We start from the raw sequence: 17,522 nt of genomic DNA, 5'->3' as shown, positions 1-17,522 counted from the left end.
CTACCAGGTGGGGCGCAGCGGGAAATCGGCCCGGCCGTCGGGGTGGGGGTTGACGGCCAGCACCTGGTGCAGCTGCACGACGTTGCGCTCGAAACCCAGCCGCGACCCGGCCATGTAGAGACCCCACACCCGCGCCGTAGGCAGACCCACCTCGGCAACGCAGGCGTCCCAGTGCTCGACAAGGTTGGCCGACCAGTGCATCAGCGTCAACGCGTAGTGCTCGCGCAGGTTCTCCTCGTGGCGGACCTCGAAGCCCGCGTCCTGGGCCTCGGTGATGATGCGCCCCGCGCCGGTGAGCTCGCCGTCCGGGAAGACGTACCGGTCGATGAACGCGCCCGGCATGGGGCTGGTCTTGTTGTCGGGGCGGGTGATGCAGTGGTTCAGCAGGCGGCCGCCCGGGCGCAGCAGGCTGTGCAGCAGGGCGAAGTACGCCGGGTAGTTGGCCACGCCGACGTGCTCGAGCAGGCCGATCGAGCTGATCGCGTCGTAGTCGCGGCCGGGGGCGTCGCGATAGTCGCCATGGATCACCGTGACGTGATCGGCCAGGCCCGCCCGCTCGGTCTCGGCCTTCGCCCAGGCCGCCTGCTCCGCGGACAGCGTGATCGCCACGACGTCCACGCCGTAGTTGCGGGCCGCGTGCCGGGCCATGCCGCCCCACCCGCACCCGATGTCGAGCAGGCGCATGCCGGGCTCGAGACCGAGCTTGCGTGCCACGAGGTCGAACTTCTCGTACTGCGCGTCGTCGAGGGTGGTCTCCGGCTTCTCGAACACCGCGCAGGTGTAGGCCATCGAGGGCCCCAGCACGTACTCGTAGAAGGTGTTCGACACGTCGTAGTGCATGCCGATGGCCTGGCTGTCGCGACGACGCGAGTGCCGCAGGCCGTTCACGGTCCGCCGGAGTCGCGACGGGGCCTCCTGCTCCGGCGGCTCGGGCGGAAGCAGGTTGCGGACCCCGAGCTCCCGGACGAGGGCGGGGACGTCGGCCACGGGCGGCCGGCGGAAGGTCCAGTTGGCCAGCGCGCGCAGGGCGATGTACGGATCGCCCGGGTGCGCGCCCACCAGCTCGAGCTCGCCCGTGACGTAGGCGCGGGCCAGGCCGAGATCGCCCGGCGCGGTGACCAGGTAGCGCAGCGCGCGCTCGGTGTGCAGCTTGAGGGTGAGGCCCTCGTCCGAGGAGCCGACGACCGACCCGTCGAACGCCTCGATCCGCATGGGGACGGATCCGTCGGTGACGGCGGTGATCAGATCGGCGGTGGTCATCGGCGGGCGACTACTTTCTCGTACATGCCGGGCAGGCGCCCGTGCGGGTCGTAGCGGTGCTTGGCCTGGGCGTAGGCGGTACCACCGTAGAGGGCGTCGAAGGTGTCGCGGTCGTAGTAGGCGTCGGAGTACAGGGACTTGTGCCCGCCGAGCGCGGCGACCTCGGCCTCGATGCGGCGGTTGACGTCGCCGTCACCCGCCCCGTCGGCGATCGGCACGGTGCCCCAGAACCCCACGTTGACGTAGGTCCGGCCCGGCTCGAGCGGGTACAGCGGCCAGTCCTGCTGGGCGCGCAGGGGGCACAGCCAGACCGGCGTCATGCCGACCTCGCGGTCGAACCAGCGCAGGAAGTCGGCCGTGCGCTCGAGGGGCACCTCGACGTCCTGCACGACCCGCTCACGTGCCGGCAGGTGGCGACGCCGGTCGAGACGGCCGACGATGTCGAAGCGGGTGTCGAGGCCGACCAGCCGGTGGTACACGTCGCTGCGACGCCAGCGACGGGGCCACAGCCGCCGCACGAGAGGGTTCTGGGCCCCGAAGGCGCCCGAGCACCAGAACCAGTCGGTGTCCCACCGCCACAGGTAGTCCGAGACGGTCAGGCAGTCGCGCCCCCGCTCACGGATCGAGCGGTAGTAGATCTGCTGCCCGGTGTAGTTCGACGGCTCGCCGCCGTCGGCCCAGGTGGCGAGGGTCAGGTAGGACTCCCCCGGGGCGAACACGACGCCGTCGACGAAGTCCACGGCCTCGCCGTCCCACTCGCGCTTGTCGGCGATCGACTCGATCGCCGAGGACAGGGTGTCGAGCTCGTCGAAGCGCACGTGCCGGAGGCTCACGTACGGCGCGGTCCGCTGCAGCGCGATCCGCAGGCGCAGCGCGTAGCCGAGGCTGCCGTAGGAGTTCGGGAACGCCCGGAACAGTTCGGCGTTCTCGGTCGGGCTCACCGTCAGCACCTCGCCGTCGCCGGTGAGCACGTCGAGTTCGAGGACCGACTCGTGCGGCAGCCCGTTGAACAGCGACGACGACTCGATGCCCAGGCCGGTGACCGCCCCACCCAGGGTGATGGTCTTCAGCTGCGGCACGACCAGAGGCATCAGGCCGTGCGGCAGGGTCGCGGCCACGAGCGTCTCGTAGGTGCACATGCCCTGCACGTCGGCGGTGCCCGCGCGCGCGTCGACGGCGATGACGTCGACGAGCCCGCTCACGTCCAGGCCGGCCCCGGTGTCGGCACGCGTCCGGAACAGGTTGGACGTCGGTTTGGCCAGCCGGATCCGCCCGTCGGGCAGCGCGCGCACCCCGTCCCGCACCGACTCGACGGCTCGACGGTGCGCGGACTCACCGATGACGGGCACCTACGCAATCTAGGCGATGCCCCCCGACGCCCTCAGCGGCGGATGGCCTTCTCGACGGCGAGCGCCAGCAGCGCCTGACCGCCGACACTGGGGTGCACCCCGCAACCACCGGTGGTCAGCGTCGTGAGCAGACCGGCCGCGCAGGTGTCGCCGCCCGCCTGAGCCGCAGCCTTCTGGAACGTGGCGTAACCGTCGGCCACGGTGACGTCGAACGGCTTCGCCGCGGTGTCCATCGCCGTGTTCAGCGCCTGGCTGCTGCCGTTCTGCACCGCCGAGCGGTAGTCCGTCGAGTAGTAGTTCACGATGACGATCTGGCCGCGGTAGTGCTCCTGCTGGCGCAGCGTGCCGAGGATCGTCCGGACGTTGGCCGAGATCTTGGCGAGCACACCGGGCAACTCGGAGGCGCACTGGTCCGTGGTCGTCGCCTGGCACAGGAAGCCGTCGTTGGCGCCGATCATGAGGGTGACGAGGTCGGTGTTGCGGTGCCGGGCCAGGAAGGACCGGGCGTACTGCAGCTGGGTGCCGGCGTAGCCGACGTGCAGCGGGAACTTGGTCCGGTAGCCATCGGTCCCCGTGGGCGTGAGCCGGCAGGCGTAGCTCAGCTCGGACGCCGACACCAGGCTGCCGGACGTCTCGCCGGGGCACGACGCGTTCGCCACCCGCAGCCCCAGGGCGCTGCCGACGTTCTCGGGGAAGCCGACGAAGGTGCTGGCGTCCGGGTAGTCCGGCGTGGGCAGGTTGGCCGGCTCGCGGTAGCCGAAGGACACCGAGTCGCCGAGGGCGAGGTAGGACGAGCCCGGCCGGACCGGGTGCACACGGTGATGCGCAGGGTGGTGTGCCGGGTGGTGTGAGCCCGACGCGAACGCGGGCGCGGCCACCACGGCCGACGCGGCCAGGGCGGCCACCGCGGCCGCAGCCACGAGCAGGCGCCGGGAACGGGACGGGACAGGAGCCACGGGGCACCTCTTCAGAACGGCGTCCGCCGGACGTCGTCGTCGGGCTGTGGCGCTGCCGTCACCCTGCCTCCCGGAACACTGCCAGGCAAGGGCCCTCGCGTTCACAGCTTCTGCACGGTGAACACTCAGCAGGTGTAAGGCGACGGGAGGTTTTCTCGAGAACATGACGACCGACACCCCGCAGCCGGGCCCTGCATGGACACCCGAGCCGAACGAGCCCCACCACCCTGCGCCGCAGCCGTACGCCGCGCCGCAGCCGTACACCGCGCCGTACCAGTACGCCGCGCCGCATCCGTACTCCGGGCCGACCCCGTACGGCACGCCGCATCCTTACGCCGGGCCGACCCCGTACGGCACCTCGTATGCGGGCTACGGCTTCCCGCCGCCACCCGCTGCGCCCTCGCGTCACCGTCGCGCCAAGCGGGCGCTGGTCGGCGTCGGCGCCGCGGCCCTCGCGGCCGGTCTGGTCTTCTCCGGGGTCGCCATCGGCGACGCCGCGAAGTCCGGCGGGACGTCGTCGGCCGACGGCGGCTCGAGCAGCTCGAGCGGAGCGGGCGGCGGCACGGCGCAGGGCTACGCGCCCGGCCGGAGCGGCGGGTCGACCTCGACCGGCAGCGCCACCGCGACCTCGACCCAGCAGGCCGGCATCGTCACCATCAACTCGGTGCTGAAGTACCAGAACGCCGAGAGCGCGGGGACGGGCATGATCCTCACCTCGAAGGGCGAGGTGCTGACGAACAACCACGTCATCGCCGGCGCGACCAGCGTCACCGTGACCGTCGAGAGCACCGGCAAGAGCTACACGGCCGAGGTCGTGGGCACCGACGCATCCGACGACGTCGCGGTGCTGCAGCTGCAGAACGCCTCCGGTCTCACCACGGCCAAGATCGGTGACGCCTCCGACGTCGCCGACGTGTCGGCCGGCGACAAGGTCACCGGTGTCGGCAACGCCGGCGGTACCGGCACCCTGACCGCGGCCGGCGGAACGGTGACGGGCCTGAACAAGACGATCACCGCTTCCGACGAGAGCGGCGCGAGCTCGGAGACCCTGGACGGGCTCATCGAGACCGACGCGCCCATCATCTCCGGCGACTCCGGCGGCCCGCTCTACGACGCCGACGGCGACATCGTCGGCATCAACACCGCAGCGTCGACGAACTCTTCGGCCGCCGCGGTGAACGGCGCGTCGGTTGCCTCGCAGGCCTACGCCATCCCGATCACGAATGCGCTGGCCATCGCCAAGCAGATCGAGTCCGGTGCCGAGACCTCGTCGGTGCGGATCGGCCTGCCCGCCTTCCTCGGCATCGGCCTGTCCGCCGACGACGGCAGCGGCGCCACCGTCGGCTCGGTCGTGTCCGGGGGGCCCGCGGACGACGCAGGCATCACCGCCGGCTCGACCATCACCGCGGTCGGCGGCACGGCCGTCAGCTCGGCGTCCACGCTGCAGAGCGCGGTGGACCAGCACGAGCCCGGTGACCGGGTCTCGGTCAGCTGGACCGACTCCGCGGGCGGCAGCCACACGGCCACCGTCACGCTGGCCAGCGGCCCGGCCGCGTAAGGCGGTCCGTGGCCCGGGTTGTCCGCCCCTCGTCGCGTCGGAACGCGACGAGGGGCGGACAACTGTCGGTGGTGGGCGTCCTCAGACGGCGAGCTCGCCCAGCTTCGACCACTCGGTGCCCTCCGCCGTCGTGTTGATGATCAGCGGGGTGGCCGCGAGGTGCGGGGGCAACTCGCTACGGGCGGCCTGGAAGTGCGCCGACTGCACGTGGGCCGCGCCGGCGTCGTCGTCCCGGAACGCCTCGATCAGCACGTACTCGTCCGGACGGTCGAGGCTGCGCGACCAGTCGAACCAGAGGCAGCCCTCCTCGGCCCGGGTGGCCGTGGTGAAGCCGGACGAGATCTCCGGCCACCGCTCGACCGACTCGGGTTTGACCCTGAACTTCACCGTGATCACGATCATGCGGACATCCTGTCGTCGTGGGGCACGCTACGGCAGCCTGATGACCTGGCCGGCGAAGCTGAGCCCGGCACCGAACCCCACCAGCAGCGCGAGCTGGCCCGCCGTGGTGAGCCCGCGCCGGGCGAGGTCGACGACCGCGATGGGGATGGACGCGGCGGACGTGTTGCCGGAGACGATCACGCTGTCGGCGATCACGGTGTCGCCGAGCCCCAGCTTGTCGCTGATCGCGTCGACGATGCGCTTGTTGGCCTGGTGGGGCACGAACACGTCGATGTCCCCGATCTGCACTCCGGCGCGGCGACACGCGTCCAGCGCGACAGCCGGCATGTGCTCCACCGCCCAGCGGAACACCTGCGAGCCGGCCATCGTCAGTTTCCCGCCGGCGACCGCCCCGCAGTCGATCAGCTGCGACTGCGAGCCGTCGCTGCCCCAGACGGCCGGCCCGACGCCCGGGGACGCCCCGGCCGGCCCGACCACCGCGGCGCCCGCGCCGTCGGCGAACAGGATCGACGTGCCGAGGTCGGCAGGATCGACCAGCGAGCTCATCAGCTCGGCCGCGACGACCAGTACGTACCGGGCCGCGCCGGTGCGGATCGCATCGTCGGCCGTGCTCAGCGCGTAGCAGAAGCCGCTGCAGGCGGAGTTCAGGTGCATGCGGGGCGCTGTGCGGGCCAGCCCCGAGGCCAGCGTGCCGTGATCGCCCGGTCCGTTGGCCACGCTGCAGCTGGCCGTGATGACCAGGTCGACCTCGTGCTCGTCGACCCCGGCGGCCTGCAGCGCCTGCATCCCGGCCTGGAGCGCCAACTCGTTGAGTTCCGCGCCGGTCCCTGCGCGGCGGACCGAGCGGATGCCCGTGCGGGTCTCCACCCAGCTGCCGGCCTTGCCGAACGGGGCGCCCAGTTCCTCGGAGGTGGTGGTGGCCGTCGGTTGGGCCGCGCCGAACCCGAGCACCTGGCTGCCGCTGCGTCTGACCGTGCCGAGCACTGGCCGCTCCCCGGGGGTGGATCGTCACGAACTACTAGGAAGTCCAACTATCCGGGTTACCGAGGGGTAGTCCAAACCAGCCCGGAAACACGCGAGCCCGCCCACGTCGTGTGGGCGGGCTCGCGGACGGTGCCGGTACAGGCGATCAGGCGTCGATGCCGACGATCTCGGCCTCGGCGGTGTCCTCGGCCGCTTCGTGCCGACCGGCAGCGGGAGCCGCGGCGGGAGCGGCAGCAGCGGCCGCCTGCTCGCGCATCTCGGCCAGCCGGCGCTTGGACGGGAACATCGTGGCGCCCATGACGGCGCCGAACACGAACACGATCGCGCTGGTGAGGAAGGCGACGGTGTAGCCGTGGGTGGCGGCCTGGTCGGCCAGGGCGCGGCCCGCGGACGCGTGGGAGTCTGCGTAGCTCGCCGTGGACGAGGCAACGATGGTGCTCAGCAGCGCGGTGCCGATCGACCCGCCGACCTGCTGCATCGTGCTGACCAGGGCGGAGGCGACGCCCGCGTCCTGCGGTGTCACACCGGCCGTCGCCGTGTTCATCGACGGGGCCATGACCATGCCCATCGCAAAGCCCATGAAGATCAGCGACGGGAGCACGCCACCGACGTAGCTCGAGTGCACGTCCAGCAGGCTCAGGTAGCCCAGCGAGAGCGCACCGATGATCATGCCGATGGTGATGACGACCCGGGGGCCGAAGCGGGGCAGCGTGACGATGTTCGACAGGTTCGAGCTGATCATCACGCAGGCGATCATCGGCAGGAACGCGAGGCCGGACAGGACGGGGCTGAAGCCCTTGACCGACTGCAGGTAGTAGGTCAGGAACAGGAACAGGCCGAACATGGCCAGACCGGCGACGGCGACCGCGGCGAAGGCGGTACCGCGGGAGCGATCGGCGACGACACGCAGCGGGAGCAGCGGCGTCTTGATGCGCCGCTCGGCCAGCACGAAGGCCACGAGCAGGACGGCGCCGAGGGCCAGCGAGGCGATCGTCACGACGGATCCCCAGCCGGCGGTCTCGGCGTGGGAGAACCCGAAGACGATGCCGAACAGGCCGGCTGAGGCGAGCACGGTGCCGATGCCGTCGATGCGGGAGCGGGTCGCGGCACGCTCGTGCGTCATGTAGATCACGGCGCCGAGCGCGGCGGCCGCGGCGAACACGACGTTGACGTACATGACCCAGCGCCAGGACAGGTACTCGGTGAGCACCCCGCCCAGGATCAGGCCGACGGCGCCGCCGCCGACGGCCACGGTGCCGAAGACGCCGAACGCCTTGCCGCGGTCGGCGGGGTCACGGAACGTGGTGACGAGGGTCGACAGGGCGGCGGGGGCGAGCATCGCACCGGCTACACCCTGCAGGGCGCGCGAGGTGACGAGCACGCCGAACGTCGGCGCCGCGCCACCGAGCGCGGACGCGGCGGCGAAGGCGATGAGGCCACCGATGAACACGCGCTTGCGGCCGAACAGGTCACCGACCCGGCCGCCGAGCAGCAACAGGCTGCCGAAGGCCAACGCGTACGCGGTGACGATCCACTGCCGCTGGTCGTCGCTGAAGCCGAGGTCGGCCTGGGCCGAGGGCAGGGCGATGTTCACGACGGTCGCGTCGAGCACGACCATCAGCTGGGCGATGGAGACCACCACGAGGATCAACCAGCGGTGGTCCGAGCTACGGGCTTCCGCGGCCTTCTTCTCGGCCAGTGAGCTAAGAGACATGAGCAGCTTCCAGTTGTGAGTCGAGGTGGGTGCGGATGCCGGTGAGCAGCGTGATCAGCTGCTCGCGTTCGGCTCCGTCGAGCCCGCCGTAGATGGTCTTCATGGTGGTGCGCTTGACGACGAGGGCCCGATCCAGGGCCTCGGCGCCCTGGGGGGTGATCTCGACGAGCCACACGCGCCGGTCGTGCGCATCGGAACTGCGGGTCGCCAGCCCCTCACGCTCGAGAGCGTCGAGGGTGTCGGTGACCGAGCGGGGCGCGAACCCCAGGATCGTGGCGATCGAGGCCTGCTTGACCGGCCCGTGCTCGGCGAGCACGCCGAGCACCTTGGCCCGTGCAAGCGACAGGCCCGCGTCGGTCATGGCCACGTCAACCAGGCGGTGGATGCGGTGGTGCAGCTCGATGAACAGACCACCGATCCGCTCGCACGACGTGTCCGTCATGCCCCACCTCCTCGATCGCGACGTTCCTCATCATGAGGAACCTCATCAATCTAGAGGTCATTCCCGTCCCAGGCGAAATTCTTTCCCGGTCCTGTGGCCGAACCCATGAACACCCCGTCCTGTTCCCCTGGTCGTCGCCCGTGGGCAGTCGTCACGGACCGTCGCACTAGAGTCACGACGTCCGGAGTCGGCACTTCGAAGGGTGATTCCCGCGTGCATCAGGGCTCGTTGCGCATAGCGCTGACGTCGTATCGCAGCAAGCCGCACTGTGGGGGCCAGGGGGTCTACGTCCGGGCACTGTCCCGTGCCCTGGTCGACCTAGGGCACTCCGTCGAGGTGTTCTCCGGCCCGCCCTACCCCGACCTCGACCCGCGGGTGGCGCTGACCGCGGTGCCCAGCCTCGACCTGTACCGCGAGGCGGACCCGTTCCGCGTTCCGCGCCCGTCGGAATTCCGCACGCCGACCGACGTGCTCGAGTTCCTCACGATGTGCACCGCGGGATTCCCGGAGCCGCGGACCTTCAGCCGGCGCGTCGCGCCGCTCCTCGCCGCCCGCCGCGCCGAGTTCGACGTCGTGCACGACAACCAGTCCCTGGGCCCGGCGCTGCTGCGGCTGCCCGCCGCGGGCGTCCCGCTCGTCAGCACCATCCACCACCCGATCACGGTGGACCGTCGGCTCGCACTGGCCGGGGTGCCGTGGCAGCGCCAGCTGACGATCCGCCGCTGGTTCGGCTTCGTGCGCTACCAGGCACGTGTGGCCGCTCGGATGCCGCTGTCGATCGTCCCGTCGCGCAGCAGCATGGACGACATCGTCGCCGACCTCGGCGTCCGTCGGACGCAGCTGCGCGAGGTGCCGAACGGGGTCGACACCGAGCTGTTCCGCCCCCGCGGGGCCCGGGTGGCCGGGCGGCTCGTGTCGATGTGCAGCGCGGACGTCCCGCTCAAGGGCCTGCAGGTCCTGCTGCGCGCGGTCGCCGAGCTGCCCGAGTCCTCGCCCGTGCACCTCATCGCGGTCGCCCGTCCCGAGCCCGGCGGCGCCACCGAGAAGCTGGTCTCCGACCTCGGCATCGCCCACCGCGTCACGTTCGTCAACGGCCTGTCCGACGACGAGCTCGCCGAGCTCGTCGCCTCGGCGGAGCTTATGTGCGTGCCGTCGCTCTACGAGGGCTTCTCGCTGCCCGCCGTCGAGGCCATGGCGTCGGGCACCCCGCTCGTCGCCAGTGCCACCTCGGCGCTGCCGGACGTCGTCGGCCGCGACGGACGCTGCGGGGTACTCGTACCGCCCGGCGACCACCGCGCCCTGGCCGCCGCCCTGCACGACCTGCACGGCGACGCGGAGCGCCGCGTCGCCATGGGCGCGGCTGCCCGCGAACGCGCGGTGAGCACGTTCAGCTGGGCCGCCACGGCGCAGGCCACCGTCGACGTGTACCGCGAGGCCATTGCCCTGACCGGGGAGTCCCACCCGTGCTGACCGTCGACTTCGACCGTCTCGGCGTCGTCGAGGGCGACCGCCTGCTCGACCTGGGATGCGGCGCTGGCCGCCACACCTTCCAGGCGCTGCGCCTGGGTGCTGAGGTGGTGGCGGCCGACCAGTCGGTCGCCGACCTGCGCGATGTCGAGGCCATGGTCGCCGCGATGGCCGAGGAGGGCGAGATCAAACCCCCGTCCGCGCCGGTGACGCTCGAGGCCGACGCGCTCGCCCTGCCGTTCGCGGACGGGCACTTCGACCGCGTCATCGCCGCCGAGATCCTCGAGCACATCCCGGACGACCGGCAAGTCATCGCCGAGCTGGCGCGGGTCCTGCGGCCGGGCGGCACCGCCGCCGTCAGCGTCCCCCGCCGCTGGACCGAGCAGATCTGCTGGGCGCTGTCCGCGCCGTACCACGAGGTCGAGGGCGGCCACGTCCGCATCTACCGCGGCAGCGAGCTGGTGAGCCGTCTGCAGGACGCGGGGCTGCGGCTGGACGCCAAGCACCACGCCCACGCGCTGCACTCGCCGTACTGGTGGCTCAAGTGCGCGGTCGGCGTCGACCGCGACCACCCGCTGACCCGCGCGTACCACCGGATGCTCGTCTGGGACATGATGTCGCGGCCCTGGCTGACCCGTACGGCCGAGCGGGCGCTCGACCCGGTCCTGGGCAAGAGCCTCGTCCTGTACCTGACCAAGCCGGCGGCCCGCGGGTGACGCGGCGCGAGACGTTGCCGGACCTGCCCGGAGTGGTCTCGGCCGGACAGCTGCACCGGACGGTCGACCGGATCGCGGCGGCCCAGCGACCGGACGGCCTGCTCCCCTGGTTCCCGGGCCACCACGCCGACCCGTGGGACCACGTCGAGGCAGCGATGGCGCTGTCGCTGGGCGGGTTGCGTGACGAGGCCCGGGCCGCGTTCCGGTGGAGCGCCCGCAGCCAGGCCGACGACGGCAGCTGGCCGATGGAGATCGTCGACGGCGAGGTCACCGACGCGAGCACCGACGCGAACCAGTGCCTGTACCTCGCCGTGGGTCTCTGGCACGACTGGCTGCTCACCGGGGACCGGTCCTTCGTCGCCGAGCTGTGGCCGACCGTGCGGCGCGCGGCCGGCTTCGCCCTGGACCTGCAGCGGCCGGACGGGGCCATCACGTGGTCGCGCGACCCGGCCGGCGTGCCCGACCCGGACGCGCTGCTCACCGGCAGTGCGTGCATGGTGCTGTCCCTGCGCTGCGCCATGGCCCTCGCCGAGCTCGTCGGCGACCAGCACCCGGACTGGGAGCTGTCCGCCGCGCGGCTCGCCCATGCCGTCGCCGAGCATCCCGCCGACGCGTTCGCCGACAAGACGCGCTTCTCGATGGACTGGTACTACCCGGTGCTGGGCGGCGCGGTCCGCGGCCCGGCCGCGCAGGAACTGTTGCGCAGGCGCTGGACCGAGTTCGTGGTCCCGGGACGCGGCATCCGCTGCGTGGCCGACCGGCCCTGGGTCACCGCTGCCGAGACCTGCGAGCTCGTGCTCGCCCTCGACTGCGCCGGCGACCGGGCCGCGGCGACGGCGCTGCTGCGCGACGTGCAGTTCCTACGCACCGCCGACGGCGACTACTGGACGGGCTGGGTGTTCCCCGAAGAGGTGATCTGGCCCCAGCAGCGCACGACCTGGACGGCCGCCACCGTCGTCCTCGCCGCGGATGCGCTCGCGCGCCACTCGGCGGCCACCGGCCTGTTCCGTGCGTCGGACCTGCCGCCCTTGCTCGACGTCGGGCCCTGCACGCCGCAGTGCCACGCCCTGTCACGGGGCCAGGGATGACGAACCTGCTCGCCGTCGCCGCGGACACCCGCGGCTTCCTGCCCGACGACGAGGCCGCGGCGCTGCGTGCCACGGCGGCGGACGCGCCCGTCGGCACCTGGCTCGAGATCGGCACGTACTGCGGCAAGTCGACCGTGCACCTCGGCGGCATGGCCCGGGACCGCGGCGCGCGGCTCGTCACCCTCGACCACCACCACGGCTCGGAGGAGAACCAGCCCGGGTGGGAGTGGCACGACCCGTCGCTCGTCGACCCCGCCACCGGCCGGTTGGACACCCTGCCGTCGCTGCGTCACACCCTCGCCGCTGCCGGGCTGGAGGAGGTCGTCAGCGTCGTCGTTGCGACCACGGCGCAGGCGGCGGCCTGGTGGACGACGCCGATCTCGTTGCTGTTCCTCGACGGCAACCACACCGAGGCCACGGCGCAGCACGACTACGCGGCGTTCGCACCGCACCTCGTGGCCGGCGGGGTGCTGGCCGTGCACGACGTGTTCCCCGACCCGGCCGACGGCGGGCAGGCGCCGTGGCACGTCTGGCAGCGGGCGCTCGCCCAGGGCGGTTTCGACGAGGTGTCCACGCACGGCTCGCTCCGGGTGGCCCGCCGCACCGGTTGACGGACGAGGCAACCTCCGGCCGTCGAATGCGTATGACAGGTATGACACCGACGCGGACACCCCGAACCGCAAAGACCACGACGCGATGATGCCGCTGACAGCGTCGCGTTCGAGTCCTGGCGATCCCCCGGAGCTGGGGCCGGAGAGCGACGCCACTTTCCGCCTCGACGCCGAGACGATGACCGCCACGGTCAGGGCGCAGTGGATGCCCCTCGTCCGGCTCGGCACCCTGCTCCTCAACGACCGGGCGGTGGCCGAGGAGGTCGTCCAGCACGCCTGCGAGACGGTGTGGAAGCAGCAGCCGGCCGTCGGCAGCAGCGCGCAGCTCGGTGCGTACCTGCGGACCAGCGTCGTCAACGGCAGCCGCTCCGTCGGCCGTCGTCGCACGACCGCGGCCCGCTACCTCGCTCTCGTCCGGGCCGAGCAGCCGGACGGTGAACCACCGGCCGACGCCGAGCTGTTGCTCGACGAGGACCGCCGCGAGATCCGTGCAGCCGTCGGGCGGTTGCCCGACCGCCAGCGTGAGGTCCTCGTCCTCCGCTACTGGGGCCGGCTGTCCGAGGCCGACATCGCCCAGACCCTCGACATCTCCCCCGGGACGGTCAAGTCCACCGCCCACCGCGCGATCGCCGCGCTCCGCGCGCACCTGAAGGAGCAGTCATGACCAACGATCCCCGGGACCTCGCGTCCCGTCTCACGGACGCTCTCGACTCCGCCGCCGCCACCCTGCCCGACGCCGAGCCGCCCGCCTTCTCGTGGCAGCAGCCGGCCGCGCGTCGCAGCAGCCGGCGACGGCGTGGTCTGTACGCGGCATCCGGACTGGCCGCCGCCGCGGTGGCCGCCACCGTCGTCGCGGCGACCCTGCCCTCCGGGCACCATGCGGGCGACGGGCACCAGGCCCCCGATGCCGAGCGCCCGGGCTCCGTCGCACCGAGCAGCTCCGCGGCCGTGTCACACGCCCGTCCGGTGCCAGTGCCGCACACCGGCCAGTCCGCATCGGCGCTGCTGCTCGCCGCCTCGCACACCCGCCTGCGGACCGGCGACCCGGCGTTGCGTGACGGCCAGTTCCGGTACGTGCGCATCGTCAGTCCGGCGCCGGGAACCATCGTCTACGACAAGAACGGGACCCCCCACACCGAGAAGGCGCCGGCCGGCTCCTACAACCTGGACCAGTACTGGATCCCGAAGGACGTCACGGACGTGTGGATGCGCCGGTCCGGGGTCGTCGGGGACGTCGCCCCGGACGTATGGACGGGTCGCTGCGACGATCTCTACGCGCACACCCAGGACGCGCCGAAGGGCCCGTCGTGCACACGTCCGGGCAGCTTCAGCGACCCGACCCCGCGCTTCGTCGCACACCTGCCTCGCGACCCCGACGCGCTGTACAGCCAGCTGCGGTCGTACGCCGAGAGCCGGCTCAACCCGGACAAGATCCACGACACGAACTACCTGATGTTCTTCGTCATCGACTCGCTGCTCGACAACGAGGTCGTCACCGGCGACCTGACGTCCACCCTGTACGCCGTGCTCGGTCGCATCCCGGGGATCCAGGTCCTCGACGGTGTGCAGAACTACTCCGGAGTGGCCGGTACCGGGTTCAGGCTGTCCACCACCCTGGGTCACGGGCCGGACGCGCTGCGGTCCACCGCGACCATCATCGTCGACCTCGCGTCCGGGACCTTCCTCGGCGACCAGCAGGTGTCCGACGGCAACACCTACTCCTCGGCCGTCACCACCGGCGTCGCCGATCGGATCGGCGTCGCCGGCCACTGACGCGACGGCGGCACCGGCGGTCGACGCCGGTGCCGCCGTCAGTCGCGCGCCGGGCTCTCCGGCCGGTAGATGGTGAGCACCTGTTCGGGTTGGTCCGAGACGTGGAACGAGGCGTAGGTCATGACCTGCTCGCGGCCGGAACGGGTGCGCACCCACTTGCTGCCGGGCTGGCTCGTCGCGATGTCGTACCGGGGCCACCACGCGTCGGCCTCGGGGCTGGCGGTGCGCAGTTCGTCCTCGAGACGCCGGAAGCGCGCCGAGCCCGGGTGCTTTCCGGCGTTCGTCCGCAACCGTGCGAGCAGGCCCTGCGCCACCCTGGTCCACTCCGGGAGCACCTCACGCGCGAGCGGCTCCAGGAACATCCAGCGGGCGAGGTTGGGGTTCGGGCCCTCCGTGGCGCCGGCGAGCAGCTCGGCCGCGGCGTCGTTCCACGCGAGCAGGTCGTAGCTACCGCCTGTGACGTAGGCGGGATGGGGTTCGACCAGCTTGGGCACGTCGGCGACCTCGGGCGAGAGGAACTCGGGTTCGTCGGGCGGCAGGCTGTCCTCGCCGGCGAGTGCGACGAGGTGGGCCCGCTCCGGGCCGTCCAGCAACAGGGCGTCCGCGATCGCGGTCAGCACCTGGCGGGACGGACGCACGTCACGGCCCTGCTCGAGGAACGTGTACCAGGTGGTGCTGATCCGGGCCAGGTGCGCGAGTTCCTCGCGACGCAGCCCCGGCGTGCGTCGGCGCGGGGATCCGGGCAGCCCGACGTCGGCCGGCGACGTCCGTTCACGCCGGGCCCGCAGGAAGATTGCCAGCTCGCGTCGCTGCTCGTCCGTCGCTGCCGTCACCGAACGACCCCTCCCTGCTAGCGCTGGTACCAGTATGAAGCGGCTCTGGATACCAGGTTGCGTGAGACCGAGACTGTAGAGCATGAAGGCATGGATTCTGGACTCGACCGACAGCGGCGTGCGACTCGACCAAGTGCCCGACCCTCGGGTGACCAGCGGCGGCGCGGTGCTGCGCATGCTCGCCGTGCAGGTGCCGGCGTACACCCGGGTGCTCACGACCGGCGGCCGCGGCGGTATCGCCACGCCGACCGTTCTCGGGATCGGGGGCATCGGCAGGGTCGAGGCGGTCGGGGACGACGTCCAGACCGTGCGGCCCGGCGAGATCGCGCTCAGCACCGGCTTCCTGTCCACCGGTCGGGTGAGCGATCCGGAGGAGGTCCTGCTCGGCTGGACCGGGATCGGCGGTCGGGGAATCTCGACCGCCGCCACGGACGCGATGCGCCGCGTGTGGCGGACGGGGACGTTCGCCGAACGGGCGTCGATGCCGGCCTCGACCCTCGTCGCGCTGCCGGGTGCCGAGCACTACGCGGACCTCGCCCGGCTCGCGTTCCTGCCCTGGCTGACCGTCGCGGGCGGCGGGGTCGAGCGCAGCGGCATGGGCCCGGGCGACCGGGTCGTCGTGACCGGCGCCAGCGGGCAACTCGGCGGGGCAACGGTGCTGCTAGTCCTGTCACGCGGCGCGGGGACGGTCGTCGCGGTGGGGCGCAACGTCGACAGCCTCGAACGTCTTGCTGCGCTGGATGCGCGCGTGCGCACCGTCCGTTCGATCGGGGACCGGGCCGCCGACGCCGCCGCGATGACCGACGCTCTCGGTGGCGACGCCGACGTCACGATCGACGCCCTGGGCCCGGCGCCCACCGCCGACCTGACCATGGCGGGGCTCGACGTCCTGCGCCTCGACGGCACCATGGTGCTCATCGGTGGCGTGCGCCAGACCCTGCCCATCCCCTACGACGAGTTGATGCACCGCCGGATCACGCTGCGCGGCTCGTGGATGGCGTCGAACGAGACGGCCTTCCGGATCTGGCGCCAGATCGAGTCGGGCGCACTCGATCTCTCCGCCCTGGACGTCACCACCGCCGGCCTGGACGACCCGGACGCGGTCCTGTCGCGCGCCGAGTCGACCAGCGGGCTCGGTTTCGTCGCACTGCTGCCCTGACGGCCGCCGACCACGGGACGCTAACGACCGTCTCCCCGCACGACCGCCACGCGCCGCTGCCAGCGACCCTCGAAGGCGCGCAGGAGCAAGCGGATCGGCACCGGCGCCTTCGGCAGCAGTTCGGCACGTTCGGCCGGACTGCACTGCGACATGACCCACGGCAGGATGAACACGAGGTGCGGGAACGACGCGGGCTGCGGTCACGTGCACCTGCGCCCGGAGGCCTGACCGTTTCGGGCGCGCAGTCACCGCGGTCTGAGAAGATTCCGCGGTGACCTGGTCAACGTCGATCACTCGGACCGTTGCCGCCGCGGCGGTTGCCCTCGCCTCGGTCGCTGCCGTTGCCTGCGATTCGTCGACCCGCCATCCCGGACACAGCGCCTCGGCATCCGGTGGCGCATCTGCATCGGGATCGCCCACCTCGACACAGTCTGCGACCTCGGACCCGTCTCCGACGGCGACTCCCACGCCCACGCCGGTGGGTCTCGGGCACCGCAGCGACTGCCACGCATACCTGAAGCTGGACCAGAACTCGTCCCTGAACAGCATCATCCCCAACCGCTGGCTCTGCTTCGACCGGACACCGACCGGGATGCTCTCGATCACCGCCGACGTCCACGACATCACTCAACCGCTGGACTACGCCAAGCAGGTCTGCTCGCTGGTTCCGGACGCCACCGTCCAGCGCAGCATCGGCAGCTTCCTCGTCGCGATCATGGAAGACACGCAGCAACCAACAGGTATCAACGCGTCGTGCAACTACACGCTGCGGGTGGGCCGATTGACCGGGGAGGTCAAGACCGCGATCTTCCCGGTCCCGTTCGATCAAGTCGACAGCGGATGCACCGGTACCCCCGAGAAGGAGCCGGACGGTTTGAGCCTGCGAGCCTTCACCGTTGCCGGCGTGCGCGGCACCGTGAACGGCCCTTCGTTCTCGTCCAAGGACGAGGGGAACACCCAGACTTGGGACTATCGGCTACCCGTCCGGCTTGTCAACGGTGACGCGATCTGCCAGGAGAGCAAGGTCGAGCTCGAGTACCAGCCCGGTTCGTTCGGGGGCAAGGGCGGGATCGTGTCCCCGGCCCACTTCAACTCCGTCTCGCAGCGTCTCGTCGCCGACCTCGCCGTAGCACTGAAACCGAAGGCGCGCTGAGAACGCCCCGACGTGGACCTCCCCACGTTCTCCGTGTGGCGGGCGGCGTATACGCCG

17 protein-coding genes are annotated in these 17,522 nt (G+C 71.8%); 9 read left to right on the top strand and 8 right to left on the bottom strand.

All coding sequences use genetic code 11. From position 1 onward, the window contains the following. The 3 genes from ACFFCA_RS11955 to ACFFCA_RS11945 are packed head-to-tail and all read right to left on the bottom strand — an operon-like array spanning position 1 to position 3,565. On the bottom strand, positions 1–1,260 hold the full coding sequence (locus ACFFCA_RS11955) for a class I SAM-dependent methyltransferase (protein ID WP_375485045.1): 1,260 nt from the start codon (positions 1,258–1,260) through the stop codon (positions 1–3). Further along, complete coding sequence (locus tag ACFFCA_RS11950; RefSeq protein ID WP_375485098.1) at positions 1,257–2,600, bottom strand: FAD-binding oxidoreductase; 1,344 nt, start codon at positions 2,598–2,600, stop codon at positions 1,257–1,259. The genes ACFFCA_RS11955 and ACFFCA_RS11950 overlap by 4 nt, the downstream gene beginning before the upstream one ends. Before the next feature lie 41 nt (positions 2,601–2,641). Continuing rightward, positions 2,642–3,565, bottom strand: a complete 924-nt coding sequence (locus tag ACFFCA_RS11945; protein WP_375485043.1) for an SGNH/GDSL hydrolase family protein — start codon at positions 3,563–3,565, stop codon at positions 2,642–2,644. Between the two features lie 163 nt (positions 3,566–3,728). Between ACFFCA_RS11945 and ACFFCA_RS11940 the strand changes: the two genes are divergently transcribed. Further along, a complete protein-coding gene (locus ACFFCA_RS11940) occupies positions 3,729–5,123 on the top strand; it encodes a trypsin-like peptidase domain-containing protein (RefSeq protein ID WP_375485041.1) in 1,395 nt (464 codons plus the stop codon). A gap of 81 nt (positions 5,124–5,204) precedes the next feature. On the opposite strand, the gene ACFFCA_RS11935 is transcribed toward ACFFCA_RS11940, so the two are convergent. From ACFFCA_RS11935 to ACFFCA_RS11920, 4 genes are all read right to left on the bottom strand, one after another. Next, positions 5,205–5,525, bottom strand: coding sequence for a putative quinol monooxygenase (locus ACFFCA_RS11935; protein WP_375485039.1), 321 nt, complete (start codon positions 5,523–5,525; stop codon positions 5,205–5,207). 27 nt (positions 5,526–5,552) lie between these two features. Next, positions 5,553–6,509, bottom strand: a complete 957-nt coding sequence (locus ACFFCA_RS11930) for a beta-ketoacyl-ACP synthase 3 (RefSeq protein ID WP_375485037.1) — start codon at positions 6,507–6,509, stop codon at positions 5,553–5,555. 145 nt (positions 6,510–6,654) lie between these two features. Continuing rightward, a complete protein-coding gene (locus tag ACFFCA_RS11925; protein ID WP_375485035.1) occupies positions 6,655–8,223 on the bottom strand; it encodes an MFS transporter in 1,569 nt (522 codons plus the stop codon). Then, positions 8,213–8,665: a MarR family winged helix-turn-helix transcriptional regulator gene (locus tag ACFFCA_RS11920; RefSeq protein WP_375485034.1), complete on the bottom strand. Its 453-nt coding sequence runs from the start codon at positions 8,663–8,665 to the stop codon at positions 8,213–8,215. The genes ACFFCA_RS11925 and ACFFCA_RS11920 overlap by 11 nt, the downstream gene beginning before the upstream one ends. A 228-nt stretch (positions 8,666–8,893) precedes the next feature. Here ACFFCA_RS11920 and ACFFCA_RS11915 point away from each other — a divergent pair, with 228 nt between their 5' ends. The 6 genes from ACFFCA_RS11915 to ACFFCA_RS11890 all read left to right on the top strand — a co-directional run bounded on the left by ACFFCA_RS11915 (position 8,894) and on the right by ACFFCA_RS11890 (position 14,320). Further along, positions 8,894–10,135 (top strand): glycosyltransferase family 4 protein, encoded by a 1,242-nt coding sequence (locus ACFFCA_RS11915; RefSeq protein ID WP_375485096.1) that lies wholly within the window; start codon positions 8,894–8,896, stop codon positions 10,133–10,135. Next, on the top strand, positions 10,129–10,848 hold the full coding sequence (locus ACFFCA_RS11910) for a class I SAM-dependent methyltransferase (RefSeq protein ID WP_375485032.1): 720 nt from the start codon (positions 10,129–10,131) through the stop codon (positions 10,846–10,848). Before ACFFCA_RS11915 ends, ACFFCA_RS11910 begins: the two co-directional genes overlap by 7 nt. Further along, positions 10,845–11,936, top strand: a complete 1,092-nt coding sequence (locus ACFFCA_RS11905; protein ID WP_375485030.1) for a prenyltransferase — start codon at positions 10,845–10,847, stop codon at positions 11,934–11,936. The genes ACFFCA_RS11910 and ACFFCA_RS11905 overlap by 4 nt, the downstream gene beginning before the upstream one ends. Beyond that, complete coding sequence (locus ACFFCA_RS11900) at positions 11,933–12,547, top strand: class I SAM-dependent methyltransferase (RefSeq protein WP_375485028.1); 615 nt, start codon at positions 11,933–11,935, stop codon at positions 12,545–12,547. The genes ACFFCA_RS11905 and ACFFCA_RS11900 overlap by 4 nt, the downstream gene beginning before the upstream one ends. A 178-nt stretch (positions 12,548–12,725) precedes the next feature. Continuing rightward, positions 12,726–13,211 carry an RNA polymerase sigma factor gene (locus ACFFCA_RS11895; protein WP_375485026.1) on the top strand — a complete coding sequence of 162 codons (486 nt, stop codon included), beginning with the start codon at positions 12,726–12,728 and terminating at the stop codon, positions 13,209–13,211. Next, positions 13,208–14,320 (top strand): CU044_5270 family protein, encoded by a 1,113-nt coding sequence (locus ACFFCA_RS11890; protein ID WP_375485024.1) that lies wholly within the window; start codon positions 13,208–13,210, stop codon positions 14,318–14,320. Before ACFFCA_RS11895 ends, ACFFCA_RS11890 begins: the two co-directional genes overlap by 4 nt. A 38-nt stretch (positions 14,321–14,358) precedes the next feature. Here the strand turns inward: ACFFCA_RS11890 and ACFFCA_RS11885 are convergent, their stop codons facing one another. Then, positions 14,359–15,153, bottom strand: a complete 795-nt coding sequence (locus ACFFCA_RS11885; RefSeq protein ID WP_375485022.1) for a helix-turn-helix transcriptional regulator — start codon at positions 15,151–15,153, stop codon at positions 14,359–14,361. A gap of 82 nt (positions 15,154–15,235) precedes the next feature. On the opposite strand from ACFFCA_RS11885, the gene ACFFCA_RS11880 reads away from it, so the two are divergent. Both ACFFCA_RS11880 and ACFFCA_RS11875 read left to right on the top strand, forming a co-directional pair. Further along, entirely contained in the window at positions 15,236–16,312 is a 1,077-nt protein-coding gene (locus ACFFCA_RS11880) for a zinc-binding dehydrogenase (protein ID WP_375485020.1), read from the top strand. Between the two features lie 478 nt (positions 16,313–16,790). Further along, a complete protein-coding gene (locus ACFFCA_RS11875) occupies positions 16,791–17,465 on the top strand; it encodes a hypothetical protein (protein WP_375485018.1) in 675 nt (224 codons plus the stop codon). The last annotated feature ends 57 nt before the right edge of the window (positions 17,466–17,522 follow it).

The organism is uncultured Jatrophihabitans sp. (assembly GCF_964252635.1).
Taxonomy (GTDB): Bacteria; Actinomycetota; Actinomycetes; order Mycobacteriales; family Jatrophihabitantaceae; genus Jatrophihabitans.
This window is presented reverse-complemented; position numbering and strand designations above follow the sequence as displayed.